This window comes from Kineothrix alysoides, assembly GCF_000732725.1.
In the GTDB taxonomy this organism is placed as follows: domain Bacteria; phylum Bacillota; class Clostridia; order Lachnospirales; family Lachnospiraceae; genus Kineothrix; species Kineothrix alysoides.
Window position 1 is genome coordinate 2,233,545 of sequence record NZ_JPNB01000001.1, and the last position, 25,852, is coordinate 2,259,396.

At 38.3% G+C, this 25,852-nt stretch carries 23 protein-coding genes and 1 pseudogene; all 24 read right to left on the reverse strand.

What is annotated here, in order from left to right; all coding sequences use genetic code 11:
• Positions 1 to 42: 42 nt before the first annotated feature.
• Positions 43 to 849: a mycofactocin-coupled SDR family oxidoreductase gene (locus CC90_RS0110685; RefSeq protein WP_031390763.1), complete on the reverse strand. Its 807-nt coding sequence runs from the start codon at positions 847 to 849 to the stop codon at positions 43 to 45.
• A gap of 378 nt (positions 850 to 1,227) precedes the next feature.
• Complete coding sequence (locus tag CC90_RS0110690) at positions 1,228 to 1,941, reverse strand: M23 family metallopeptidase (RefSeq protein ID WP_031390764.1); 714 nt, start codon at positions 1,939 to 1,941, stop codon at positions 1,228 to 1,230.
• A 67-nt stretch (positions 1,942 to 2,008) separates the two neighbouring features.
• Positions 2,009 to 2,563, reverse strand: coding sequence for a rubrerythrin (gene rbr / locus CC90_RS25155; protein WP_334291780.1), 555 nt, complete (start codon positions 2,561 to 2,563; stop codon positions 2,009 to 2,011).
• Between the two features lie 15 nt (positions 2,564 to 2,578).
• Positions 2,579 to 3,178, reverse strand: a pseudogene (locus CC90_RS25160) (4Fe-4S binding protein); the annotation flags it as partial.
• A gap of 6 nt (positions 3,179 to 3,184) precedes the next feature.
• Positions 3,185 to 3,850 (reverse strand): rubredoxin, encoded by a 666-nt coding sequence (locus CC90_RS25300; RefSeq protein WP_031390766.1) that lies wholly within the window; start codon positions 3,848 to 3,850, stop codon positions 3,185 to 3,187.
• 307 nt (positions 3,851 to 4,157) lie between these two features.
• The gene (locus CC90_RS0110705) at positions 4,158 to 4,517 is read right to left on the reverse strand and encodes a CoA-binding protein (RefSeq protein ID WP_031390767.1); all 360 of its coding nucleotides are present in this window, start codon (positions 4,515 to 4,517) and stop codon (positions 4,158 to 4,160) included.
• 460 nt (positions 4,518 to 4,977) lie between these two features.
• Positions 4,978 to 6,996 (reverse strand): methyl-accepting chemotaxis protein, encoded by a 2,019-nt coding sequence (locus CC90_RS0110710; RefSeq protein WP_031390768.1) that lies wholly within the window; start codon positions 6,994 to 6,996, stop codon positions 4,978 to 4,980.
• Positions 6,997 to 7,020: 24 nt separating this feature from the next.
• Positions 7,021 to 7,665, reverse strand: coding sequence for a beta-phosphoglucomutase (pgmB, locus tag CC90_RS0110715; protein WP_031390769.1), 645 nt, complete (start codon positions 7,663 to 7,665; stop codon positions 7,021 to 7,023).
• Positions 7,666 to 7,697: 32 nt separating this feature from the next.
• A complete protein-coding gene (locus CC90_RS0110720) occupies positions 7,698 to 10,001 on the reverse strand; it encodes a glycoside hydrolase family 65 protein (RefSeq protein WP_051869392.1) in 2,304 nt (767 codons plus the stop codon).
• Positions 10,002 to 10,022: 21 nt separating this feature from the next.
• On the reverse strand, positions 10,023 to 10,877 hold the full coding sequence (locus tag CC90_RS0110725) for a carbohydrate ABC transporter permease (RefSeq protein WP_051869393.1): 855 nt from the start codon (positions 10,875 to 10,877) through the stop codon (positions 10,023 to 10,025).
• A complete protein-coding gene (locus CC90_RS0110730) occupies positions 10,874 to 11,752 on the reverse strand; it encodes a carbohydrate ABC transporter permease (protein ID WP_031390772.1) in 879 nt (292 codons plus the stop codon). Before CC90_RS0110730 ends, CC90_RS0110725 begins: the two co-directional genes overlap by 4 nt.
• Before the next feature lie 98 nt (positions 11,753 to 11,850).
• Entirely contained in the window at positions 11,851 to 13,179 is a 1,329-nt protein-coding gene (locus tag CC90_RS0110735) for a sugar ABC transporter substrate-binding protein (RefSeq protein ID WP_031390773.1), read from the reverse strand.
• 193 nt (positions 13,180 to 13,372) lie between these two features.
• Entirely contained in the window at positions 13,373 to 14,356 is a 984-nt protein-coding gene (locus tag CC90_RS0110740; protein WP_031390774.1) for a LacI family DNA-binding transcriptional regulator, read from the reverse strand.
• A 562-nt stretch (positions 14,357 to 14,918) separates the two neighbouring features.
• Entirely contained in the window at positions 14,919 to 15,155 is a 237-nt protein-coding gene (locus CC90_RS0110750; RefSeq protein WP_031390776.1) for a hypothetical protein, read from the reverse strand.
• 298 nt (positions 15,156 to 15,453) lie between these two features.
• Positions 15,454 to 16,152, reverse strand: coding sequence for a 4'-phosphopantetheinyl transferase family protein (locus tag CC90_RS0110755; protein WP_408606088.1), 699 nt, complete (start codon positions 16,150 to 16,152; stop codon positions 15,454 to 15,456).
• Positions 16,153 to 16,254: 102 nt separating this feature from the next.
• Positions 16,255 to 16,647: an acetyl-CoA carboxylase biotin carboxyl carrier protein subunit gene (locus tag CC90_RS23100; RefSeq protein WP_051869394.1), complete on the reverse strand. Its 393-nt coding sequence runs from the start codon at positions 16,645 to 16,647 to the stop codon at positions 16,255 to 16,257.
• A gap of 51 nt (positions 16,648 to 16,698) precedes the next feature.
• A complete protein-coding gene (locus CC90_RS0110765; protein WP_081905944.1) occupies positions 16,699 to 18,207 on the reverse strand; it encodes a pyruvate carboxylase subunit B in 1,509 nt (502 codons plus the stop codon).
• A 16-nt stretch (positions 18,208 to 18,223) separates the two neighbouring features.
• Positions 18,224 to 19,699 (reverse strand): acyl-CoA carboxylase subunit beta, encoded by a 1,476-nt coding sequence (locus CC90_RS0110770; protein ID WP_031390780.1) that lies wholly within the window; start codon positions 19,697 to 19,699, stop codon positions 18,224 to 18,226.
• Positions 19,700 to 19,703: 4 nt separating this feature from the next.
• Positions 19,704 to 20,315, reverse strand: a complete 612-nt coding sequence (locus tag CC90_RS0110775) for an accessory gene regulator B family protein (RefSeq protein WP_031390781.1) — start codon at positions 20,313 to 20,315, stop codon at positions 19,704 to 19,706.
• The gene (locus CC90_RS23725) at positions 20,315 to 20,470 is read right to left on the reverse strand and encodes a cyclic lactone autoinducer peptide (protein WP_081905945.1); all 156 of its coding nucleotides are present in this window, start codon (positions 20,468 to 20,470) and stop codon (positions 20,315 to 20,317) included. The genes CC90_RS0110775 and CC90_RS23725 overlap by 1 nt, the downstream gene beginning before the upstream one ends.
• Positions 20,471 to 20,616: 146 nt before the next feature.
• Positions 20,617 to 21,294 (reverse strand): DUF4097 family beta strand repeat-containing protein, encoded by a 678-nt coding sequence (locus CC90_RS0110785; RefSeq protein ID WP_031390782.1) that lies wholly within the window; start codon positions 21,292 to 21,294, stop codon positions 20,617 to 20,619.
• 16 nt (positions 21,295 to 21,310) lie between these two features.
• Entirely contained in the window at positions 21,311 to 22,003 is a 693-nt protein-coding gene (locus CC90_RS0110790) for an ABC transporter ATP-binding protein (RefSeq protein WP_031390783.1), read from the reverse strand.
• The gene (locus tag CC90_RS0110795) at positions 21,996 to 24,461 is read right to left on the reverse strand and encodes an ABC transporter permease (RefSeq protein ID WP_031390784.1); all 2,466 of its coding nucleotides are present in this window, start codon (positions 24,459 to 24,461) and stop codon (positions 21,996 to 21,998) included. Before CC90_RS0110795 ends, CC90_RS0110790 begins: the two co-directional genes overlap by 8 nt.
• Before the next feature lie 96 nt (positions 24,462 to 24,557).
• Positions 24,558 to 25,829, reverse strand: a complete 1,272-nt coding sequence (locus CC90_RS0110800; protein ID WP_051869395.1) for an MFS transporter — start codon at positions 25,827 to 25,829, stop codon at positions 24,558 to 24,560.
• Between the last annotated feature and the right edge of the window lie 23 nt (positions 25,830 to 25,852).

Sequence of the window (25,852 nt, forward strand, 5' to 3'; positions counted from 1 at the left end):
GTTTCATAGTTTCATAAAAGTTCTCTGTTTGTTCTATCGATATTATCTTGTAAGCAGTCCGGCATCCAACACAAACTGACTTCCGGTTATATACCTCGCTTTATCGCTTGCAAGAAACTTCACGGACTCCACCACATCTTCTGTTTCCACCCATGGCACCGGAAGAAGATTTCCTGCGGAACGCTCTGCAATTTCTAACGGAGTAGAACCTTCCATCTGAGCAAGCCCGTCATTCATAGGCGTATTGACCCCTGTTGGATGGAGCGTGACAACACGGATTCCATGTGCTGCCAGTTCAATCGCCTGTGATCTTGCCAGACCGATAAGCCCATGCTTAGATGCCGCATAATGGCTCATTCTGTTCATTCCCCTTAAACCGGCGATTGATGAATTATAAATAATTACACCGCTGCCTTGTTCGATCATATGGGGGATAACATGTTTGGAAACAAGCCATCCTCCCTTAAGATTAATATCGATCATAGCATCCCACTGCTCCAGCGTAAGCTCATACGAATAGCCGTAAGCAGCAATTCCCGCATTGCTGAAAAGAATGTCAATTCTTCCAAATTCCTTTATTCCTCTTGAAACAGCCTCCTTAACATCTTCTTCCTTTCGTACATCACCACCAAAAATTATAATTTCTGCGCCTAACTTTTCTACCTCTCCTTTTAACTTTTCCAAGTCCTCATTTGATGACTTGTTATATGCAGGATAAGATATCCTTTCCCCCAAATCAAAAGCAATGATATTTGCCCCCTCTTTCGCAAAGCCTAAGGCAACTGCCCTTCCTTGCCCCTTCGCAGCTCCGGTAATAAAAACTGTTTTTCCTTCGAATTCTCTTGCCATTTCTACTCTCCTTGAGATTCTGATTTGTTTTTCTCGTATGTGTTTTATTCGCTTTATTTCATAGTAATTATATATGTATTATATGCCCCGTGTATTAATAATGCTAATTCATAAAAATTATTGCTGGTTATTCATTATTCTTATAACCAGCTCCTTAAGATTCCAAACACTATGTACGAAGTTCGAGATTCAATTCTTAATTAAGCCCGAACCTCAAGCCAACCTCATGTGTTGACAAAGTTGCTTAAAATGGATTGGAAGCAAATAGTAAGAGCCGATAACTGTGAATAAATTCACACGTTAGCGGCTCTGAGTCTTTAATGTTTATTGTCCATACATCTTATCGTCTGGCTCTGTGATAATTGAAGTCTTTAATTGTTATACTATTGTTTCGATTGCCTGATTATGAAACCTTATTCTATCTTTTGCTGTGGGAATACTATTGCTTATTGCCTGCCACTCACCATTTTGGAATACTTCATATTGTTTAAATGCACAAGGCAATCCCTTTGCCGTCGCTATATCGCTGCTGTCCATAAGCTGAAAATGCAAATGTGGGGCAAAAGAATTACCGGAATGACCAACTTTGCCGATAACTTCACCTTTTTTTACATTCTGACCAACTGTAACTCGAACAGACCCCGTTTGAAGATGGACTACGGCTGCATATACATTCTCGCCACATTCCATAATAATATAGTTTCCGGCAACTGATCGGACGTCGTCCTTTTGGGGATTGAAATGATGAGCATTCTTATTCGCATTAGACAGATCTGAAATGAAATTCGTTCGTTCTCTTTCCTCATAACCATCTTTTGCCTGGACAACAACCCCATCGCAAGGCGCGTATACTTCCCGACCCCAACAGTAATATTCATTTATGGGAATCCCCAAAAGAAGATATTGCAGCAAGCTGCCACGATAGGCGGGCCAGCCCTTTCTTTTCCAATCCACTTGTATAAAGTCATAAGCATATCTCGTTCCTAATTTATTTGTGCCATGACTGGGAATTTTCGTCCCTGGAGTATTTGGAGAAAGCCATTCTCCCCTCAAGGGAAACTCTACAATTATCGGCTCACGTTTATCAAGCATCTCATCCCCCTTATCTGACGATTCTTTATCTGCATTGTTTCACACAACAAGTGCTACCAGGGCAAGCTTAATAATTTTCTTTTCTCACTTCAAAGAAACTCTGGCTCATACCGCATACCGGGCATACTTCCGGAGCTTTCCTGCCCATTACGAGATGTCCGCATACACGGCATTCCCACATGCATTCTTCCCCTTTTTCAAATACCTTTTGCATCTCTACATTCTTAAGAAGGGCACGATATCGTTCTTCGTGAGACTTCTCAATTGCACCCACCCTACGGAATTTTTCAGCCAGTTCAGGGAAGCCTTCCGCGTCGGCATCTTTAGCAAAGCGATCATACATATCGGTCCACTCATAATTCTCGCCCTCTGCTGCTGCAAGAAGATTATCTGTAGTTTTACCGAGATGGCCTAATTCCTGAAACCATACTCTTGCATGTTCCTGCTCATTTCTGGCGGTCTTTAAGAAAAGTTCCGATAACTGATCATAACCCTCCTGACCGGCAATATTTGCAAAATAGGTATACTTGTTTCTTGCCTGACTCTCTCCTGCAAAAGCCTCTTGTAAATTTTTCTCTGTCTTTGTGCCTGCGTAGATATTATCTGTATTCGCATCCTCTATTTTTTCAAATTTTGAGGCCGGTTGTTTACATACAGGACATCTGAAATCTTCTGTCATAGGTCCTTCATTAATATATCCACATACTGTACAACGCCATTTTTCCATAGTTTTATTCTCCTTTTTCTCTTTTTTACGGTTTAATAATAAAATCAATTCTTCTACCACTACCTTGGGAAAATCCTCCGGTTGGCTCTCCTCTAAAAAACTATGTAAAAGTTCTCCGGCCGGGGCACCTTGTGGTAATAAATATCCGGATTCTCTTAATATATCTTCTGCCATAATGCGATTTGATTTTGCTATGGCCGTCGCAAATTGCTTTTCAACAGGGCTATCTGTAACAGCTGCAATCCCTAAAGCCGCTTTTTCCTGATTGGTTTTACTCTCAGCTAATTTAGTCATAGCATTTATAACTCTATCTGTTTTATCCTGTTGTGCCGGGTATTCCTCCGGTATCATAACAATAGCATGGGACGGGCAGGCATTCGCACATGCACTGCATCCAATACACTTTGAAGCGTCTATCTGACCGGTCTCGGTATCAGTAGCCCCTGTAGGACATACATAAAGGCAAAGACAATCCTTTGTGCAACGATCGATATTTCTTACTGCATGCATATAACGCTACCCCCTTTCTACTTTCGTTATTTTCTTATTAGGCACTTTACATACCGGACAAATCTCCGGCGGGGTATCTCCTACATACACAAATCCACATATTTCACATACATAGATATTTGTATTTTCCAGCATAGAATCTTTTTCCTGTTCATATCTTGTGATTAGGGAATTCAGCATTCTGGTTACCTTCTCACTCCATACAAGCGCTCTCTTGGCTCCTCTGTCCGGTTTTTCATCAGCTATGATATTGGCAGTTACATAATCTTTTTCCAAATCATCCTGGATCTTACTTAACAGTACTTCAAAAGATTGTCCCGTAATCATGCCGCCTTTTTGCTTATAATAATCGGATAATTGCCAGAATAATTCTGCCTCTCTCGACAGATATTGCTTTTCGCAGCCCTTCGCCAGATTAGAGCACAATGCGCTCAGCTCTGCAAAATTCAGCTCACGGGCCTCCTCCTCTTCAAAAGAAGCAGGTATAACCCCCTTTGCTGCTTCCTTCCCTTCTGCCTGCTCTTTAAAATCAGATTTCGCTGCCCCGCATAAAGGGCAAGTCCAATCCTCCGGCAGGTCATTCCATTTTGTCCCCAACGCAATTCCAGCTTCCGGAATACCCTTGGCCTCATCATATATGTACCCGCATATGGTACACACATATTTCTTCATGCCATTTACCTCCTTCTCTTTGTTGTAATAAATACATTCCTTCTTCTCATTCGTATGTAAGCTCATAAAATTTTAGTAATCTTCTGCAAAGAAAATTTACTGAAATAACCTTACCACCATTATAGGTATGCATTAATAATCATATATTCATATTCATTATATATGCCTATTCATTATGTATGCATATCCATTAATATAACTGTTATCATTTTAATTCTAATTATAGGTAAATGAATTTATTTTTCTGTGAGCAAGTCACAAATAAACAAAGAAAATACTCACAAAGCGGGCAGCCTCTTTTCAATTGCTATGACTTTGCATATAATTTCAGTCCGACCAATAAGCATCCTTGAATATAGGGGAGATTATTTTGATTTAAATATTCTAATAGTTCTGCACTTTCGGCTCCGGGCTGTATTACGATACATTTATACTGTTTATTGCATTCTTTTATTAGTTGTAATCCCTTTACCGGATTGATACACAAATCAATAATATCGATGTCCTCCGGTATTTCATTTATTGATGCCAGCTCTTTCCCTACTGCATGTACTTCATATCCATGCTCAATCAAATTATTCTTTATTTTATATGCATATTTTTCTTCATTTATCGTGTCTCCAACGACCGCAAATATATTTTCCTGCATGATTTCTTTTAAATCCATTTATACGCCTCCTATGTAACTGATTTTTTTAACTTTGTTAACATCACCATTATGTAGTACGTAAATTTATTATTTTTAGTATATCGGAGAATAACATTTTTACCTATTTATTTGTTGTATTTTTTATGTTGCTGACTCTGAAAATTATTGATAATTACTGCTTTTACATCTTCCGGCGTCGTTTCGTCCCCTTTTCGTATCGATATAAAACTTTTCCTCGTATCCGTCTTTTTCTATTTGTACAGTATCTTATTTTATCATAACTTACTTCCTGCCGTCTATTTTTATTATAATTGCCATTTGCATCGTCATACAACAATTGAAAGCGCAAAAGACACCATACCGATTTGCACACCGCCCGTTAAATGCCGGGTTACAGCATGCATAATCTATATGATGTCTTTCAAATAGTATGGTGGTTTCTGATTTTTCCTGACATAAATATTCGTCAGACATAGTCTTATAGGCTAAACAATTGAATTGCTTCCTCCAGAACTTTTGCATCAGCCGACAGTTCCAATGCCGAATAATTCAAGACTTTGGCACATTCCATCTGTCTGCAGGAAGTCTGGTTTACTTCCCCGGCAGCTGCCGCAGTTTGCTGGGATATTGCCGAAATGCTTTGAATTGCATCCAGCGTATCCTCCTTCGCCTCCTCTATTCCTTTTACCTCACAGAAAATATCCTCAAGATTATTAGCCAGCTTGCCAACATATTGGCTAATACTTTCGAATAATCCTACTGCCTTCTGCAATGTCTCCTCCTGGGATTTTACAATATGCTCCGCTTGTCCGGCAGAGGTAGCCGTACTTCGGGTTCTTGTTTCAATTTCACTGATAATTTCCTGAACCTTTGCCGCCGCACTTACCGACTGCTCAGCCAACTTTCTTATCTGATCCGCTACTACCGAGAATCCTCTTCCCGCTTCTCCTGCTCTGGCTGCCTCGATAGATGCATTCAGGGAAAGCAGACTGGTCTGTTCCGCAATATCATTAATAATTCCCACAAAATCAACGATACAATGGGATTGCTTTTCCAGGGCTTCAATCTCATCTATAACAGTCTGCGTTATCCCGGAAGTATCCCTTGATTTTCTGTCCAGCTCGTCAATAATGATGATACCGTCCCGAATAAAGTCTTTCGTTTGATTTGCAATCCGTTCAATCTGGCTGGTATTTGAATAAACCTGTTCAATTTTTTCGGACAGGTTGGTCATCTGATGCAAACAGGCCTGAGCATCCGTGGCTTGTCTTGTTACCCCCTGTTCAATTTCATCAATGGAAAAAGATATCTCTGCTGCCGTTCCTAAAAGATTATTGGAGGTATCCGATAGCTCTTCTGCCGATTCGCTTACCTTCGCCACAACTGCCTCTACTTTTCTGATCAGATTCCGCATGCCGGAAACCATATCCTCCAGGCCTCCGTACAAAATCAAAAATTCATCCTTCCGTTTCGTCCTAAACTCCGCCGTCAGGTTTCCCTGGGCAGTCAGTGAAATATTTCTTACCAGATCCTTAATTGTCTTTCCGATTCCTGCTGCTATGATAGTTCCTATCACAGCAGCAAGAATACAGGCGATAGTCACAAAAATTATATTGAGCTGTTTTATCTCGTCTGCCTGTTTTATGATGCTTGTTTTTGGTACAAGAGCGCAAACCATCGCACCCGTTCCACCAATTTTGCTATATAAATATAGATACTCGTTTCCATCGAATGTTTCATAGAAAGATCCGTTCACATCTTCTGACTCGAGAGAATTTTGGTAATAAGGCAGCTGACAAAATACTTCTGTTTCATCAGTCCCGGCCAGGATTTCTCTTCCATCCCCGCTTACAAAGCCTACAATACTGCCACTCCCCATATCTATTCCGCTAATGGCATTCATAATTATTTCTCGCGAAATATCCAATATGAGATATCCCTTCCCATAAGTCATCTTACTGACTACTGCTGAAGCATAGCTATCAGAGTCCGTTCCCGTTTCTTCGTCCAGCTGTTTATGTTCTCCAACCCACATATAGATGCCCGGTTCCGCATTTATCTTTATTCCCATGTCCGATTCCGCAAATGCTTTATAGGTATTCTTTGGAAGTGTGAGGCCTGTGGAAATGGCTTCTCCTACATCGCTGAAAACATATACTTCCTCAATGAACAAATTGGTTTCTTTTAAAATCTTTATATCCTTTTTTAATGCCCGTAAAGTTATTGTATTTTCCAATGAGTCTTCTTTATTGCTTCTCTTATAATAATACTGTACATTACCGGAAAGCATGAATTCAACCGCTTTATCCGACACAGATTTCATACCAAGTCCAAGGTAATCGCTGACTGCATTTAATGTGTTTGCAGTGCTTCTTTCATAATTGGCTATAATTGCATCGGAGGATTTTTTATATGACACTACCCCCAAGATAACCATCATAATAATTGGAACGGAAAAGGCTGCCACAAGTTTATTTTTTATTTTAATTTTATTCATAGCCATTCTCCTTAAAGCGAGGTTTCACATTAGTACAATCCCAAGCAAATCATTAAAATTCTTTAAGTGATAATCTGCAAGCTTTAATTCCATCTCATCTCCGATGCCGGCGCAGTCCATTCCACCGGCTATAGCTGCATCCACTCCCGCAGCCGCATCCTCCACTACCAGGCAATCCTCCTTTGGTATATTAAGATATTCACTGGCCATAAGAAAGACTTCCGGGTCAGGTTTAGATCTGGTTATATTATTTCCATCGGAAATAGCATCAAAATATCCTCCCAGTCCGATTTGTTTTAAAATAAAGCCGGCATTTTTGCTGGATGAACCAATAGCCAGCTTGATTCCGGCTCCCCTGAGAATATTTAATGTCTGTCTTACCTGATTGCTCAAATCTCCCGGTCCCATATTTTCCAGCAGCTTCTTATATATGTTGTTTTTTTCCTCTGCCAGGTATTGCTTTTCCGAATCCGTCAGAGCTGCTCCCATATTTCCTTCCAGAATAATCTCCAGACTTTTCATACGGCTTACTCCTCTGAGCCGGTTATTGATCGTTTCATCAAAATAAATATCCATTCTATCCGCCAGCGCTTTCCACGCCTGATAATGATATGCATCTGTATGGCAGATCACACCGTCCAAGTCGAAAATAACTGCTTTATATTTCACCGTCTCCACCCAGTCCTTTTTCTGTTTGTTATCTATCTTTCTACTTCTTCAGTAAGAATAATAGTGTCCTGCAATAAATACTCTTTTCCGTATATCCAGATTTGTTTCGCTTCTCCGCTTAATAAGGAAAATGTGCTCGTTCCTCTTTTTACCTGTACCATGATTTTACTGCCTTCATATTTTATCTTAAAACGGTATCCCTCCCATTGCTCAGGCAATAACGGTGCCAGAAACAGACCTTCCTCTTTCAGTCTAAGTCCCGCAAAACCGTAAACGATCGCCATGTAGTTCCCGCCCATATTGGCAGTATGTATTCCATCTCTTGTATTTTTATGTATATTAAAGAGATCCAGCTTGGCGGAATTTCCAAGATAATTATAAGCCTTCTCTTTCATCCCTAATTTAGAGGCTACAATGCTGTAAATACAAGTAGATAAGGAAGAGTCATGAGTCGTAATTTTTTCATAATATTCAAAGGATTTTTGGATTGTTTCAATGGATTGTGCATCTTCAAAAATAAAGTGCGCCATTACCGTATCCGCCTGCTTGCAAACCTGATGGCGGTATAAATAGAGCGGGTGATAATGCAGCAGCAACGGAAATTTCTCCTTAGGAGTATTTCCTATGTTCCACCTGGCCTTTGATAAGAAGGAATCGTCCTGAGGATTTATTCCATATTCTTCGTCATAAGGCAGGTACATGCACTCTGCCGCCGTTTCCATCTCTTTTATCTCAGCTTCTGTCATCTGCAATTTATTCGCGACCTTATCCACAGCTCCATTTTCCTTTAACAGATAATAAAATCTGGATGCCCATCTCATATTATACTGCGCAGATACATTCGTATAATAATTGTTATTTACCACACATGTATATTCATCCGGCCCCGTAACATCATTGATGTAAAAATTACCTTTATGATAATTTCCTACATCCAGCCATAATCTTGCTGTTTCAAAAATAATCTCCGCACCTTTTTGTGCAATAAATTCCAAATCCTTTGTTGCCAGATAATAAGCAACTATCGAGTGGGCAATGTCACCGTTAATATGATACTGGGCGGAACCGGATGGAAAATAACCGGAGCATTCTTTCCCCATAATGGTTCTCCATGGGTATAAAACACCCCTGTTATGACCCAATATCCTTGCATTTTCACGAGCACCCTCCATAGTCCCATACCGGTACTCAATCAGATTTTTTGCAATATCCGGATTGGTAAGAATAAAAAATGGCTGAATGTACATTTCCGTATCCCAGAAATAATGCCCCTCATAACCTTCTCCGCTTAATCCTTTGGCTGTTATGTTACTGTAGCGGTCTTTTCCCACCGATTGAATCAACTGATACAGATTAAACCGGACTGCCAGACAGAGATCATCATCCCCGTAAATTTCCAAATCACAATTATCCCAGTATTCCTCCAGATAATCCTTCTGGCGCTCATACCAGGCTGCGAGATTGACGGAAACAGCCTTAGCCATTTCTTTCCTGGCATGCAGCTCTACATCTTCACAGCGGATGGAGTCACTGAATACCGTATACTTAGTTAAGGTTACCGTTCTTTCCTTCTCTATATCTGCTTTCAGACTATGGATTACGAGGAAACCGTTCACGTCTATTTCGGATACAGCTTCTCTAAATAAAGGACCTTCTCCTGTGAGAATATTCTTAACGCCGGTACATACAGACAGCCCCGACCTTGCCGTTCTCGCTTTTATATAAGAAGCCTCCTGCGCTATCCGCACATCAAAAGGATAAAGATTTTTTACACTTTCGCTTGCTACCCTGGGATCCTCCGGGTTACTGTAATTCATTACTTCTCCGTTATGGAAAGAAATAAATTCAATCTTCCCGGTAAAATTCAGAGCTTTTACCATATATTCTATGGTAAATAGAGACTTCTGGAAAAAGGAGGTCATTCTTTTTATGAGGATTTCTATTTCCTTTCCTTTCGGAGACCGCCAAATAACCTTTCTTCCCGCATATCCCTCCAGCATATTGAGCCATCGTCTGCTCTCTAAAACCGTTCCGGTAAACATACTGAATTCTTCTCCATCCACCAGCAGCTTTACACCCTGGGAATCCGCAACGTTTAATATGGTTTGCTTTTCTTCTATAAAACCATATAACTTTTCCGCCTGCTTCATTTCGGCAATATCATAAAATCCATTTATATAAGTTCCCCTGATGGTATCATACCCCTGCGGGTATCCTTCTTCGTAATTTGCTCTTACCCCGACATATCCATTTGATGTATGAAATATTGTCTCATTTAACAGCAAATCATCATTTTGGTTGCTTAAGCCGCGAATTTCGTATATCATTTTTTCCATTTCTTTCTCTCTCCTAACCGATTATTTCACCGCACCGGCTGCAACGCCCTTAATGATGTACTTCTGCGCACACAGATAAAAAATAATGACGGGGATAATAGTCAGCATCAGTCCTGCCATAGCCATATTCCATTGTCTGGTAAATTGCCCGAAGAAAGAAAACGTAGATAGCGGAATCGTTCGAAGGGCTTTGCTGGAAACAACTAGGGACGGAAGCAAATAATCATTCCAAATCCAAATTACATCCAGAATCATAACGGTAACCGTAGTGGGTTTTAACATAGGAAATACAATCTTCCAGAACACTCCAAATTTACTGCAGCCATCAATGGTCGCTGCCTCTTCCAGAGAAATCGGGATTGATTTTACAAATCCGTGATATAAAAATACTGCCATACTTGCGCCAAACCCTACGTTCATATAAATCAGCCCCCCTAAGGTATTCAGCATGGGAATATGCAGATTATCTCTAATCCATCCCATAGTCTGCATAAGCGGCATCATAAGGGTCTGGAAAGGAATCAGCATGGTAGATACAAATACCATAAAAATTATTCTGCTGAACCTACCATCACTCCTTACAAGCATCCATGCCGTCATAGAAGACAGTACCACAATAACAGTAATGGAAATTGCAGTTACGAGGAACGAATTGATAAATGCTCCGGTAAAGTTCATTTTTGTCATGGCTTCCGCATAATACTTAAAATTCAGCTCATTGGGAAGCGCTAAAACATTTTCATATAATTCCGCACGGTTCTTAAAGGAATTGATCAATACAATAAAAACGGGATACAGATAAAATACACATATTACCAAGAAAAGAAGCTCTCCTGCCATTTTCCCCAGTTTTCCTAATTTGTATGAGCCGCTCATTGCATAGTCACCTCCCTCTTCTTCGTTATGGACACCTGAATTAATGTGACTATTCCAACAACAATGAAGAATAAAATTGCCTTTGCCTGACCATATCCATAATGATTCAAGGAAAAAATCTCATTATAGATATTCATTGCAAACATCTCCGTAGCCTGGCTGGGACCACCTCCTGTCAGAGACAGGTTTACATCGAAGATTTTAAAGCAGTTGGACAGTGTCATAAACAGGCAAATGGTAAAGGAAGGCATGATAAGCGGAAACTTAATTCTAAACAGCGTATCGAAAAATCCCGCGCCATCCACCCGGGCCGCCTCAATCACATCACCGGGAATGCCTTGAATTCCCGTTATATAAATAATCATAATATATCCTGCCATTTGCCAAGTAGCTACAATAATAAGGGCCGCTAAAGCAAAATTGGGATTTAAAAGCCAGTTAAAGAAGATTTTATTCCAACCGGTTATTTCTCCAATTTTTGAAAATGCATCCGTAAAAATAAACTTCCAGATATATCCTAGTATTAAACCTCCAATCAGATAGGGCATAAAAAGCATTGTTCTTGCTATATTTCTTGTTTTTAGTTCGCTCGTGACAATTAGTGCAAATGTTAATCCCAGTACATTTATAAATATAATCGCAACGACAGTAAAAATTATCGTATGCTTTGCTGAATCCATAAATCTTATATCTGTAAATAACTGTTTATAATTGTCCAGACCGACAAAAACCTTTGGATTAAGCCCTATGCCGTCCCAGGAGAAAAAAGAGTACCCTATACCAATGATAAATGGAATGATTACAACCGTTGTAAATATAAATACCAAAGGTAACACAAACAGTGCATACCAAGCCTTATCGGTTCTCTTCTTCATCGTCCCACCTCCATTTCGTAATTTATTTACTCTTTTATTTCATTGCAGGAATCCGGCAATCCTAACCCTTGTGCCGTATTCCTGCAATGCGAAATTAATTATTTACCTGCAGTTACAAATGCTTCGTTTAACTCAGCCAGGAATTCTTCTCCTGTCATATCCGTAGTGAAAAACTTCTCTGCTACCGGAACTAAGTTAACATCTACAATTCCTGCCGGCCAATATGTATTCATAGGCCATCCAATGGTCTTTCCTTCCGCCGTATATTCCGCAACGGACTGGGAAAGCGGATCTGCACTGACACTTTCCATTGTAGTCAGAACCGGAATAAAACCGAATTCATCTATCAGATATTTCTGCCCTATTTCACTTGTATATACCCATTCAAGGAATTGTTTACCTGCAAGCTGTTCCGCTTCCGAAGCTTGTGAGTTCACATACCAGCAAGCAGGTACGCTAACTGCCAGCTTATCATTTCCGCTAATAGGCAGTGGCATGATTCCCATGTCAAAGTTTACGTCATAATCTGCGAACATACCATAACACCAGTTGCCTTGATGGATGGATGCACTTTTACCGGTTGCAAAATCACCAGTTTCTCTATCATAAGTGATTTCCAACGGATTGTTTGTATTATCTCTGACTGCTTCCATAAGCCTTGCAAATTCCTGGAAATCTTCTGAATCCTGTAATTTCACTTCTCCGTTAACAACTTGCTGTACGAATGCACCCGGATCCGACTGTAATGCAAATGGTGTATTCAAAATATGACCAATCAAAAAATAACTTTCCTGAGATAAACTAAATCCATTGATTCCTGCTGCCTTCTGATCCTTCAGCATCTGGATGAAAGCATCGGTAGTTGTTATCTCTGCCGGATTAATCAGGTCTTTATTATAAACAACTCCAAATCCTTCAACAGTATATGGAATACCTACTACTTTGCCATCTTTCTCATCGGCCATATTAGCCGCAATATCCTTTACAAAAGACAAATCACCCAAATCCGCTAAATATGAGATGAGGTCATCGGACTCGCTCCCGGGTGCCAGAGAAAATACGGTAGGTCCTTGATTATTGCTTAATTTAATCTTTAACTGCTGCACATAATCGTCCCCTGTCGTACCCCAAACTTCTACCTCAACACCAGTCTCCTTTCCATATTCCTCACACAGTGCTTCCAGTTGATCCATTATCTCTACTTTAGACTGAAACACAACAATTTTTTTCGCTGCCTCAACTGTGTCTGCGGCAGATTCTGTTTCCGTTGCCGCAGTTCCGCTGCTATCCGCGGCGGATTCTGTCGCTGCCTTCTCCGTTGTTTTGTTACTGGCAGCCGTATCTGATGCTTTTCCGCAACCGGAAACCATTAAGCCTGCAGTTAGGGTTATCGCCAGTAAAATACTGATAATTTTTTTCTTTCTCATAAATACCTCTCCTTTGCTTGTTATAAATTGTTACACCTATATGTTATCTTCTGTATGTCATATCTGTCAACAAACCTTGATTTTCTGTATTTTTTTTATGCATACTGCATATCTATATATAAAAAAAAGCACAAACAACAAGTCTGAATTGTTATTTGTGCTATAACTCAAGTAAAATATTTTACTAATTTTACTATATCTTTTTACTTTTGAATTCTAAAACGCTGCTTCTCCATTTAATTTTTGCCGGTATCATAAAAGGTTCCGTATTCATTTCTCCCCGAATATTTTCAATTAAATATCTGGCTGCCATAAATCCTCTTTCATAATTAGGTATGGATATCGTAGTCAGCCCCATTGCACCGGCAAGATCACAATCATCAAAACCGGTTATGGCAATGTCTGCAGGCACATTGAGTCCATAAGAGTTAAATGCTTTTATGGCACCTATCGCCATATTATCGTTGGCGCATACTAATATTTCAGGCATCATCTGAGTGGAGACCATAATCTTGGCAGCACTATAGCCGCTCTTTTCTTTATAGTCACCCTTAAAATAGAATTTTTGGCGAAACGGTATTTTGTCTTCTTCCAAAGCATCCTTGAATGCCTCATAACGCTCCTTATTATCCGTTGTATATTCCGGACCTCCTAAAAAGCCAAACTTACGGTATCCTCTTTGAACCAAACCATGCACCATTTCCTTCATCGGATCATAATTATTTACCACCACACTTTTGATGCAGCGGTGATCCAGCATCCTGTCCAGCACTACAATAGGATAGTTTGGGTTTGCCACACTCAGCAGCACATTATCTTTCATCATCTTATCCAGTATAATGCATCCCCGGCTCAAGTTATTTCTCATATACTTTTCACCAGATTTGTTGGTACATATAATCAAATCAAAATCATTATCATTTACATAATCGCTGATTCCCTTCATGATTTTCAAATAAAAACTTCTGTCAAAATCACTGAAATTGAACATAATCGTGTTATTATTTCCAACTTTTAGAGCACGTCCGGTCACACTGGGGTAATATGACAATTCTCTGCATATATTCAACACTCTTTCTCTGGTTGCCTCACTGACATTCTTCTTCCCATTCAACACATTGGAAATCGTCGATACGGAGGTTCCGGCTTCTCTGGCTATATCCTTTATCCCAACCATCTTTGTCTCCTTTCTTCCCCTTTAACGACATGCAACCCAGTCTTTCTTTGTATTTAATATTACATATTTTATCTCAAAAATACAATACAGTCTTACAAATCAACTATATATCTTTCCTATTGATTTCCCATACTCCCGTTAAAATGGAAGATACCACGACAGTTACTGATGGATTATTTGGCACAATGTGTGACATATGTTTGACAAACTGACAGCTGGTCTGGTCGCAACTAAGTGTATTTGATTTTTGTTTCTTACACTCGATATGAAGCTGCAAGGTTCAGATGATACTGGTCACCCTTCATCAGAACCTTGTCTGATTTTTTGTTTCCGGTAGCGTGAAAATTTATCCCTCTACTTATCAGCCGAAAAACAAGGGGGCACTCTTTCATGAAATTATTTTTTATATACACAGCTCCTAACAATATATCTCTGCGAATAAAGAAGCACATAAAGAATAGACCTAACATTAATCCCTGTTTTCCAAAATTCTTTCTTTTCCAGTATCCCGTATACTGATTGTATACAATGAAATCATCAGGTATTATTAATCAAACTGCTTTCAAGTCATTGACCTAAAACCCGAGGGCCTTGATCTTCCGTTAAAAATTTTTCCTATATCATGAAGTTTCTTTACATATTCCTTCATTCCTTCTCTTGATATCTTTCCCAGAATAAAGGAAGGTCTTCCGTTTCCAAATATATTTTCATTAGGACTTCCGTAAACTTCATTTACCTCTGGAGTAGATGAAAATACATCTAATAAATCCAGGCTCCAGTTTGTTCCTACCGATCTCAATGACACCGTTTTGTCCCAGCTTTTCTTTTATATGATTTAGTAAGTTCTGATTGCACTGTACCTTATTTATCAGCACAAATAATTCCGCGATATATTAATCAATTTATTTTTGTTGCTTCATAACCTTTGTGAACGAAAAGGCTTAGACCTGCTTTTAGAATAATAAAATGCGAATTAAAAGTAACCGCCAAATAAAAAAATGTATAGAAAAACCGCCACCTTTTTGATATTTTAATAGGTTAGCGGTCAACAGCAGCGTTTTTGAATAATGCCAGTACTGAGCGATTGTATAAATAATCTATTGAAAGACTACTCGGATATCATTAATCGTTAAACTTTCAATAGTATGGCAAAAATTATTTTTTTTTGAACAGACAGATAACTTATATTCTTTATCTATAGGATACTGCTTAAAATAAAATTCGGTATCGCTTGTTTCTTTTACCTTAAAACCATCTTCTGACTTAACAACAGAAAATTTATTGAGGGGCATAGAAAACCCTATTCCCAGCGCCTTAATGTATGCTTCCTTCAAAGACCAAATGTCATAGAAGCCTTGAAGTCTATCATTTACCTTTAAAGACAGCAAATAATCATTTTCCTCTTTGGTAAAAAAACGTTCCGCAATAGATAGTTCTATACTTTCAATTTCTTGTACATCTATACCCACAACAGAATTATTAATGACACAAACAACCCAATCTCCGGAATGAGACACATTAAAATATATTTTACCGCATTCAGATACAAAAGGTTTCCCATATTCGTTCTCAGTAATTTTAATCTCATCATTCCTCAAACCAAAGTTTTTTATAATTGCATACCTGGACAAGAGGCAGCCGAAAAGCGAACGCTGCCTGTCTTCCCAAAATCGATACCGCAGAATTCGTTCCTGATAATCCAAGTCTACCAACTTTAACAGTTCCTCATATAACGTGTCTGACAGGCGTATCCGACTGTTCACCGAATATATCTTCATACTGTGATTACCACTCATTCATAAATTATGCTTACCGCTTAGCATTATATTTTATGCTTTTGCAATGTAAGTACTTAGGAAAATTGTTCTATCGTTGTTTGGCGAAATAAAAATAATCATTTAAGTTTCTCTTTTTACTACAAATAACTCTTGATTGTTTTTCACGAAATCTCCCTCATGAATATTAATGTCCCGTATGAATCCATCAACATTGGAACTTATACTTATCTCCATTTTCATGGATTCGAGGCTTGCTATTTTTTCTCCTTTTTTCACTATCTGTCCATTCTTAACAATGATATTCAGAATTTTTCCCTGCATCGGGCTGTAAATCGTTTCCGTATTATTATCATCGATAAAATGAAAATCCGGCAATATATCCTCCATTGATACTTCTTTTACCATATCGCTCATTTCTATATTTTCTTTTTCAACCTCTGCTTCACAGCACACGCCATTGTCAGAAACATCAACACAATATTCTTTATCTCCCAAAACTATTCTATATTTCATGTTTTCCACTCCTTTACCCTCTTAATTTACAATAAAAAAAGAAGCCAAGATTTATCTTCCAACCTCGTTCAGCGCATTTATAGTCAGTGCCTCCACGGATGACCGTGTTTTATATGCAATAATTGATAGGATAATTGCCATTATCTTCCCGTCTGTCTTGTCTAAAATATCATCCCCAATCAGGTCATCATCTTTTTGCATTTCACAAATACTATAGAAATACTTATTATCCCTATCCTTAAAGAAATCACTTGCCAGAGCTGGAAACATTATCGATGTCAGGATATCACTCCTGCTGATTTCTGACATCTTACATCTTTCCTTAACGGCCTCATAAGCCGGAGGAATTGTAACAGATAACCTTTTAGAAGAAAAACCGGTAGTATTCGCTAACTTATACATTAGATCTTGATTCACTTTTCCGGGAGGTATACCATATTCACCCCTGAAATATGATTTCACTTCATCAATAACTTGTTTATATCGTTCTCCTAACAGTACATTTATTGTTGCCTGAGTTCCTATCATCTGGCTAATCGGTGTCACTAAGGGCGGATAACCCAGATCCTTCCTTATTCTGATAACCTCATCCTCCACTTCGGATATTCTCTCTTCTGCATTCTGTATCCTTAACTGCGAAAGGAGATTCGAGTACATTCCGCCCGGAATTTGATTTTTAATCGTCCGGGGGTGTGTCATAAGGGTCTGAGGCAATAGTGTTCCTGCTTTTATTTCCGATTCCATTACTCTTTCAAAATGTTCGTTTATGAGCTGCACCCTATCTATATCTATGCTTACTTTTCTCCCTGATTCCGTAGCTGTACGGCAAATCACCTCCGTCGCGGGCTGAGAGGTTCCCCCGGAAAAACTTGAGACAGCCGTATCTACTATATCAACACCTGCCTCAATCGCCTTCAAATATGTCATATATGCATATCCTGTACTGCAATGGGAATGCAAAACAATGGGTACCCTGATACAACTTTTCAACTCTTTTATCAGCTCAAATGCAACGGATGGCAATAATATTCCTGACATATCTTTAATACATACCGAATCTGCCCCCATATTTTCCATTTGCCTTGCCAATAAAATATAGTTATCAATGCTATGGACCGGACTGACTGTATAACAGATCGTACACGAAGCATGAGCCCCGTTCTTAATAGTTTCATTGACTGCAACTTCTATATTTCTGATATCATTCATAGCATCAAATATACGTATGATATCTATCCCTTTTTCTATTGAATTATATACAAACTTTCGTACTACATCGTCAGAATAATGCCTATATCCCAATAAGCTCTGTCCCCTGAGCAGCATCTGCAATTTTGTATTAGGCATTTTCTTTCTTATGTATTTCAATCTTTCCCATGGATCTTCACGAAGATACCGAATACAGGAATCGAAAACTGCACCTCCCCAACATTCCACCGAATAATATCCCGCCTGATCCATTTCCGGTAAAATATCTTCAAATTGATTCCTTGTCATTCTGGTTGCAATCAGCGATTGATTGGCATCGCGCAAGACAGTTTCTGTTATTTTCAGCTCCATTCAGACACCTCCAAAATCATAAAGGAATATTACTGTGCTTTTTCAAAATACGATTCGTTTCTTTTTCTCTTTGCAAAGAACATAGATCATACGATATCCTATGACGGATTTCCTCCGGCCTTATCACATCGTCAACGTAACCGCAATTCAGCCCTTGCGTTGCATTCATATATTTCAGCTTATATTCTTCCATTTTATTTTGAAAAATATATTGATATTTCTCCCCGTCATCCTTACACTCTTTTAGCTCTTTTGCATATAATATTTCCGTCGCTCCTTCTGCTCCCATTACTGCGATTTCCGCACCTGGCAGCGCATACACATAATCCGCCCCCAAATGTTTGCTTCCCATCGCTATATACGCGCCGCCATATGCTTTCCTTACAACGATCGTAATCTTAATGCTTGTTGCTTCTGCATATGCAAACAGCAATTTAGCTCCATGTCTGATAATTCCGTTATGTTCTTGTTCTAATCCCGGTAAATATCCCGGTGTATCCACAAATGTGATGACCGGAATATTAAATGAATCGCAAAAGCGTATGAATCTGGCTCCTTTATCACTTGAATCGCAATCCAAAGCACCCCCATTATTCATTGGCTGATTTGCTATGATCCCAACTGTTTCTCCGCATATTTGGGCAAATCCCACTACCAACGAGCCTGCATAATCCGTATGAATTTCAAAAAAACTGCTTGAATCAACACATTGCAAAAGCAGTTTTTTTATGTCATAAGGTATCTGAGGCTCTTTTGGCAACACTGGTTTCCAATCCACAGGTTGTCCCAGTAAAGAGATATCTGCTTTCTTAACACTTCCTCCATACCAGGAAGGAAGCATGTCGATCAAACTGCGCACTTTCTGAAAACACATCTTTTCACTGCTGCAAACTACATGCGCAACTCCTGAAACTCTGGAATGGACATTTGCACCGCCTAATTCTTCCGCCATACATATTTCACCCGTAATCTTTTCGATTACTTTAGGTCCGGTAATATACATATTACTAATTGAATTCACGCAGAAAATAAAATCACTGATTGCCGGAGAATAAGAAGCAGCTCCTGCACATGGCCCCAGCACCATGGAAAGCTGCGGTATGTATCCGGAAGCTCGCGTATTGGCATACATCATCTCCCCGCAGCCCGCCAAAGATTTTATTCCTTCGTTAATTCTCGCACCCCCGGAATCATAGATTCCAACGACCGGACATTTATTTTCAATAGCCATATTAATAATATGCGCTATTTTTTCACCATGACAAAGTCCAATGGAGCCACCATGTATCGTAAAATCCTGAGAAAAGGAAAAAACACATTTTCCATTGACTAACCCTCTTCCTGTTATTACACCATCATACTCGTATCTGCCTTTTTCATCTTTCCTATTGCCGCCGATTTCAAAAAATGTATCCCTGTCAAACAATAACTTCAAACGTTCTATCGCATGATACTTCTTTTTCTCATGCTGCATTTGAATATTATAATCCATGGTTTTATCCCCTCAGTTTTCTATGTACAAGGCCACCATATCCTTTTCTTTTTAAATACACAGCAAGTAAAGAAACCGCCTGTACAACATGTGCCATTACAATCACCAAACCAAATTTATTCATTTCAAAAAAGCAAAAAAATATGAGTGCCAAAAATAATTCTATTATCAAAATGAATCGAATATATTTTTTATATGCTTGCTTTTCTTTATCGCTCAATTTTTTTGCATCGCTTTGTATTGGCGCCAAAAGTAATATGACAACAGCACAAATCACTTCTATGATAAGAACAGGCATATAACCCATAACTAAGTGGAATCCCTTGGCAACGAGTACGATAGCTGCTACAATTATGTTAGACAATATGATACATATCCATCCTTCAGAAGCATGATAACCGCCGCAATAACTTCTCAAAGGTATAAACATCATCAAAAACAGAGCTACACTTGTTAATTCTCTCGAAATTAACCCAATTATTATAGCTATAATAATATTTATCATGACCTCTAACACCAGTGTATAACCGTACTGGTATACACTGGTGTCTTCTTCAGAAATCATTCCGTTTTCAATCTGTTTGTTAAGAATACAATGAACAACTTTTAAGATCATTATTGAACCCTTTTAAACTTGTTTGCCGCTTCCGGAAATTCAGGTTGATGAAATGCCCAAATACAACATACATTTGCCGTATGTACTACCAGCATAAGCGCAAAGCAATTCATAACACCGAGCATTCTGCATACAACATTTTTTTTCGTTTTCATACAATATACCTCCATGCTTTTTTCGTCATTCTACATTTATCTGCATAAATATACAATGCTACTGGCAATTTTTGTAATTTGAAAGACAGTTTTTGTATTTTATACTTCCGGTATAGCAAAAAACTTTATTCCATTTATACGCATGCTTAACAAAACTTTACTGTGACCGTTCCATTTGATGTCTTCAAATCCATCTTTTTATCTCCGTATTTACAATCGTCAGGTATCTGTACGTTTGCATTCATTGTTTTTGCACGTACTTGAAAATCATCCGGAATTCCATAAACCGTGCAATCAATTGATGCGTTAGAAGTCTTACATCTCATCTCCCCGTCAAAAAGAATTTTTTCAGCATTAATATATGCATTAAAGGTTTTAAGTGTAATATCGCTTTGGGAGATAACATTCATGATTCTGATAGGACCATTGTTCGTTTTTACAAATATACTGTTCGCCTTGCAATCATAAATGTCTACATTACTGTTATTTGTTAGTAAATTTAAATTTCCTGTCACTCCTTTTTCAATATATATATTTTTATTCTTTGTTTTTATTTCAATATCCAGCAAATCATTCTCGGGTACTTTCAGAATCAGTTCTTTTGTCTCTCTGCCCCAGTTTAATATATGCCGGTGCCATTTAACTTTCTTCTTAATTTCTAGAATACCACTGTTTAACGAAGTGCTGTAGCTTTCTCCATCTTCATCATATAAATTAATATATATTTTGCTATCCGGAGACTGAAGTAGCCTGACCACAGTGTTAAAATCATGAACTGTAATTTTTTTCACATCATTTATTAAATAACTTTTAGTTTGATACATGGCTCCCCCTTATTTATCATGCATTTAAAATGATACCATCCTTCATCGAAATAATTTTCTGTCCATATTCCGCTGCTTTATTTGAATGTGTGACCTGAATAATCGTTGTATTTTTTTCCTTATTAATTCTTCTAAACAAATCCATTATCTGTATTCCTGACTTGCTGTCCAGATTACCGATCGGTTCATCTGCCAAAATAATATCAGGATCGGTAATCAATGTGCGTGCTATCGCTACCCTCTGCTGCTGTCCGCCGGATAATTCCCTGGGGGTAAAATCCTTTCTGTCAGTAAGTCCGACAAAGTTCAGAATGTCCTTTAATTTGTCCTGAAAGTTTAAAACTTTTTTACCATCCATAACAATTGGTAATAATATATTTTCGCTGACGGTTAAATTCGGTATGAGATTATAAAATTGAAAAATAAACCCTAATTTATTCCGTCTGACCGATCCCTTTTCTTTATCTGTCATTTTTCCAAAGCTTTTTCCTTCGATCAATACCTCTCCGCTATTCGGTGTGTCAAGTCCTCCCAGAATATATAATAATGTGCTTTTTCCACAACCGGAAGGACCCATAATAGAAATAAATTCTCCTTGTCCTACGGATAAATTCAGATTCTTTAAAATCTGAAATTCTTCTTTGCCTATCTGATACATCTTACTGATCCCTCTGGCATCAATCGCTTTTTTATTTTCATTATTATTCATACTTAAGCTCCTTTACAATATTCATTTCACCAATTTTTTTGATTGGACCTATAACCGTCAGCGATAATATAATAAATATTGCAGCCATTATACCGATCATAATTGACGGATTCAGATTGAAATCAATGATAAGCCCCAATCCGTTTGTAAATTTAGGGATACTCATAACTATAGGTACGCTGAGCAGGACAATCGTAATTATTATTCCCACATATGAAGCAACGGTTTCCCATATGAGCATGCTCTTTAATTGATGCATATCCATACACACACTATATAAAGTCGCAAATTCTTTTTTCCTCTGTATAAATGAAACGATCAGATTACTCGATATCCCGATAATGATCACGCAGCCGCATAAAATAACTGATGCTATTAATATTCCTAAAATGGTATTTACTGTCGCTACCTGCTGTGAAAGAAATTCTTCTGCTGTCATGACGGAAATATCTGTATCAACATAATCTTCCGCTATTTGGTCCGATATCATTTCCGGATTGGACTGCGTAATAGCAAGGATGCGTTCCGGAACTTCATCAAAGATTCTTTTATAATTATCCAGACTGATACCGACAAACACCCTGTCTGTTGTTCCTTTGGAACAATCCCATATATCTGCAACAACAAAATCCGCAGCCTTAGTTGTTTTTTTGTCGTCGTAATAAAGCTTTATTTTATCCCCTACCTTGATGTTCTGGACACGGGCCCAATATTGATCTATGACAATTCCATTTTTTATCTTTGATAATTTGGCATCCAGATCCGTTCCGTTATAACGCAGTGCTTTCATATATTGATTAAGCTCAGAAAACTTATCTATTCCGTAAACTCTGCAATATCCGTTTGCATAATCTCCATATGCCATTACTTCATAGGATTCATATGCACCCGACACTCCCTGATAAGAAGCAATGTCCTCTTCGCTTACGTTCTCATCCCCATTCAATATGGCGATCATATCAAAACCATAAGAATCCAAATCCATCTGCGCCGTGTTGGCAATCCCATTAATGATCGTTGCAATAATCATGAATATCATACTGATGACTACAATCATACTGCTGTTATTTCTGATGAAACGATTATTTTTCAAATTATTGATACCTAATTCTGCGCTTCCGTTAAGCAGATGGGCTTTATTAAATAGTCCCAGTATTTTTACCAGTATAAACTGTACAAGAAATACCCCTCCTGCAATCAAAGCACTGATTCCAAGCAAGCCTATGATAAAATTATCCTTCTGGTTAAAAAAATATAACAGCAGGCTAATTTCAAAGGCAACGATCGTCTTTGTCAAATAGTTACTTTTTCTTATTTCTTTACTGTCATCCACGCGTAATACTACATCTTTCAAGTTCTTCTTACTGACCCTTTTTACACTTACTAAAGCAACTGCAGGAGGGAGAAAAATACCGATGCCTGACGCGATAACGAAATACCATGTGTTAAAAGAAACGGCTGTCCTTACACCATATTCTTTATATTGATTAAATAAGTCCGCTACATAGGGCAGCCCTGCCATACCCGCAATAATACCGATCGCAGTTCCAATGAAACCATATGCCATGAATTCCATTAACAAAACCTTTTCTATTTTTACCTGATCCGTACCGATGCTCCTGAACGTTCCGATAATTGGGATTCTGTCTGTTACAATGACTTCGGCAATTGACGATATGATATATCCGCCAACCAAAATTATTATACACAAAACAATCAGCATGGAACTGCTTACCGTCTGCATCTGAAAATGCAGATTATCATATTCCTCTCCGGCGGCTATTGACAAGTCTTTATTTTCTAATCTTAATTTTTCAACGGCATCCGTTGTATCTCCGGCGGCTTTCAATCTCAGCTTTGAAATCATATTTTCCGTCCCAAGAATTCCGTTTGCATCATCAAGGCTTATCAACAACTGAATATTTCCTTTTTCTTCATAAAAAGTTTTATTGCTTTCACCTATTGCGGCTACCGTAAATTCATGCGGTTGGGAATGAACGTATACCGTAACCGTATCACCGGTATTTAAGCGATACTCTTTCGATGTCTTTGCGCTTATAACGCATTCTCCTCTTTGAAGTTCCTTCACATTATTCAATAAATTGACGGAACCCATATTAATATATTCCTGTATATCTACCCCGCGTATATCTGCCTTTAAGCTCTTACCATTTGCTATAAATTTTCCATAAAGAGTCAGTATGCGTTCTATCTTTTCGACTGTAACTCCCCCGTAATTTACTTGATTTTCATTAAAATCACTTTGACCTTCCATTGTTATATTCGCGTCGCCGATCGACGCACGATATACACTTTCATACGTTCCTTCCACTACCTGTTGTAAATTTAATGTAATAATAGAAACGCAGGAAGCCAATACCACAATGACGAGTACAATGGCGCTCCGTACCTTGTTTTCAAATATATTCCGAACTATATATTTCGATAATATTAACACCTTTTGTCCTCCGTTTTCCTATTTTTACATTTTACCATGAAAATTCCTCCTTTATTTTGCTGTTATATATATAAGTGAGGCAATATCTGTAAAACGTTACAGGTTTTCTATATCTTTTACAAAAAATCCTTTAATTTGTTTATTACAAACGGCAAAGGTGCTTACTAATAATACAATAATACTGGATAAAACTATTCCGGATTCAATATTGATCTTCTCAATCAAAAATCCATACAGCCATATTCCTATAGGTGCCGCGATTGTTATACAGCAGACAACTACTCCATAAATACTTGCACGAATATTTTCCGGAACAGAGATTTGCAGATAGGTTAGCAGAGGGATATTTATAATACTGTTCAAGGTTCCTCCGACCAGCAAAACCGCACTAAATATAATTGCACCTAATATTACGGAATTATTTATTTTTCCAAGCAATAAAGGCGCTGCCCAAAATAAGATGACAATTCCCTGAACCTGTAATAAGCTAAAAATCCTTTTTGTAACTTTGGATTGGACTGCCTTAACGGAAACAACTAATGCACCCGCTATTATACCCAGAGACCAAACTCCCTGGACCACCCCATATTGAGTAGATGACAGCATCATAATTTTATATCCTAAAAAGGGTAATACTACCGAGGTCAGAGGGATGGAAACGAAATTAATGGCTAATACAATCAAGAGCAGATAGAAAATAACTTTTTCTTTCCTTATATAAGCAAAAACATTATTTAAATTCTTGCGGTAACTATCTCCGCTTACAATTTCATTTTCAAAATAAACCAAGCCTATTTCTACCAGCGCGGCAAGAAAATATACTATCGTAATAATTCCAACCAACAGCTTGAAGTCCATCACGGTATAAAAAACACCGCCCAATACCGGCCCTAAGATGTTAACGATCGCGCCGATTCCCTGATAGCTTGAGTTCATCTGCATTACTTTTTCCTTTTGAAAGAAATTGGGAATTGCTGAATATATAGTGATGGAAAAGACCGACTGAACCGTACTGATGAGCATAGAATACAATATTAATATTCCAATACCGTTTAAATTTCCCATCAGCATACTTAATAACAGAAACATGATTAAGCCGCTTAATAAATCACAAATAATGATAATTTTCTTTTTATCACTTTTATCAATCAAAACACCCGCAAAAATGTTTACAAAAATACCCGGAACCATACCTATTGCCAATACAGTAGAAAACATGGTTGCTGATCCTGTCGTATCCAATATGTATAGGCTCAGGGCAAATTTAAAAATTGAACTGCCCAGCTCAGAAGCAATACGCCCGAACATAAAGCATATTGAATTTCTTAAAACACTTGTATCTTTTTGAAACGTTCTTATATTATCCATTTTATCCTCCAATTCATTCATTC

Excerpts from the sequence above, each read along its gene's own strand:
- CC90_RS25300 (WP_031390766.1), bottom strand. The coding sequence starts at position 3,850 with ATGAAGAAATATGTGTGTACCATATGCGGGTACATATATGATGAGGCC.
- CC90_RS0110685 (WP_031390763.1), bottom strand. The coding sequence starts at position 849 with ATGGCAAGAGAATTCGAAGGAAAAACAGTTTTTATTACCGGAGCTGCG.
- CC90_RS0110705 (WP_031390767.1), bottom strand. The coding sequence starts at position 4,517 with ATGGATTTAAAAGAAATCATGCAGGAAAATATATTTGCGGTCGTTGGA.
- CC90_RS0110765 (WP_081905944.1), bottom strand. The coding sequence starts at position 18,207 with ATGGAGCTGAAAATAACAGAAACTGTCTTGCGCGATGCCAATCAATCG.
- CC90_RS0110725 (WP_051869393.1), bottom strand. The coding sequence starts at position 10,877 with ATGAGCGGCTCATACAAATTAGGAAAACTGGGGAAAATGGCAGGAGAG.
- CC90_RS23725 (WP_081905945.1), bottom strand. The coding sequence starts at position 20,470 with ATGAAAACGAAAAAAAATGTTGTATGCAGAATGCTCGGTGTTATGAAT.
- CC90_RS0110800 (WP_051869395.1), bottom strand. The coding sequence starts at position 25,829 with ATGGATAATATAAGAACGTTTCAAAAAGATACAAGTGTTTTAAGAAAT.
- CC90_RS0110740 (WP_031390774.1), bottom strand. The coding sequence starts at position 14,356 with ATGGTTGGGATAAAGGATATAGCCAGAGAAGCCGGAACCTCCGTATCG.
- CC90_RS0110690 (WP_031390764.1), bottom strand. The coding sequence starts at position 1,941 with ATGCTTGATAAACGTGAGCCGATAATTGTAGAGTTTCCCTTGAGGGGA.
- CC90_RS0110775 (WP_031390781.1), bottom strand. The coding sequence starts at position 20,315 with ATGATCTTAAAAGTTGTTCATTGTATTCTTAACAAACAGATTGAAAAC.
- CC90_RS0110710 (WP_031390768.1), bottom strand. The coding sequence starts at position 6,996 with ATGAATAAAATTAAAATAAAAAATAAACTTGTGGCAGCCTTTTCCGTT.
- CC90_RS0110755 (WP_408606088.1), bottom strand. The coding sequence starts at position 16,152 with ATGAGTGGTAATCACAGTATGAAGATATATTCGGTGAACAGTCGGATA.
- CC90_RS0110790 (WP_031390783.1), bottom strand. The coding sequence starts at position 22,003 with ATGAATAATAATGAAAATAAAAAAGCGATTGATGCCAGAGGGATCAGT.
- CC90_RS0110735 (WP_031390773.1), bottom strand. The coding sequence starts at position 13,179 with ATGAGAAAGAAAAAAATTATCAGTATTTTACTGGCGATAACCCTAACT.
- CC90_RS23100 (WP_051869394.1), bottom strand. The coding sequence starts at position 16,647 with ATGAAATATAGAATAGTTTTGGGAGATAAAGAATATTGTGTTGATGTT.
- CC90_RS0110730 (WP_031390772.1), bottom strand. The coding sequence starts at position 11,752 with ATGAAGAAGAGAACCGATAAGGCTTGGTATGCACTGTTTGTGTTACCT.
- CC90_RS0110720 (WP_051869392.1), bottom strand. The coding sequence starts at position 10,001 with ATGGAAAAAATGATATACGAAATTCGCGGCTTAAGCAACCAAAATGAT.
- CC90_RS0110770 (WP_031390780.1), bottom strand. The coding sequence starts at position 19,699 with ATGGATTATAATATTCAAATGCAGCATGAGAAAAAGAAGTATCATGCG.
- CC90_RS0110785 (WP_031390782.1), bottom strand. The coding sequence starts at position 21,294 with ATGTATCAAACTAAAAGTTATTTAATAAATGATGTGAAAAAAATTACA.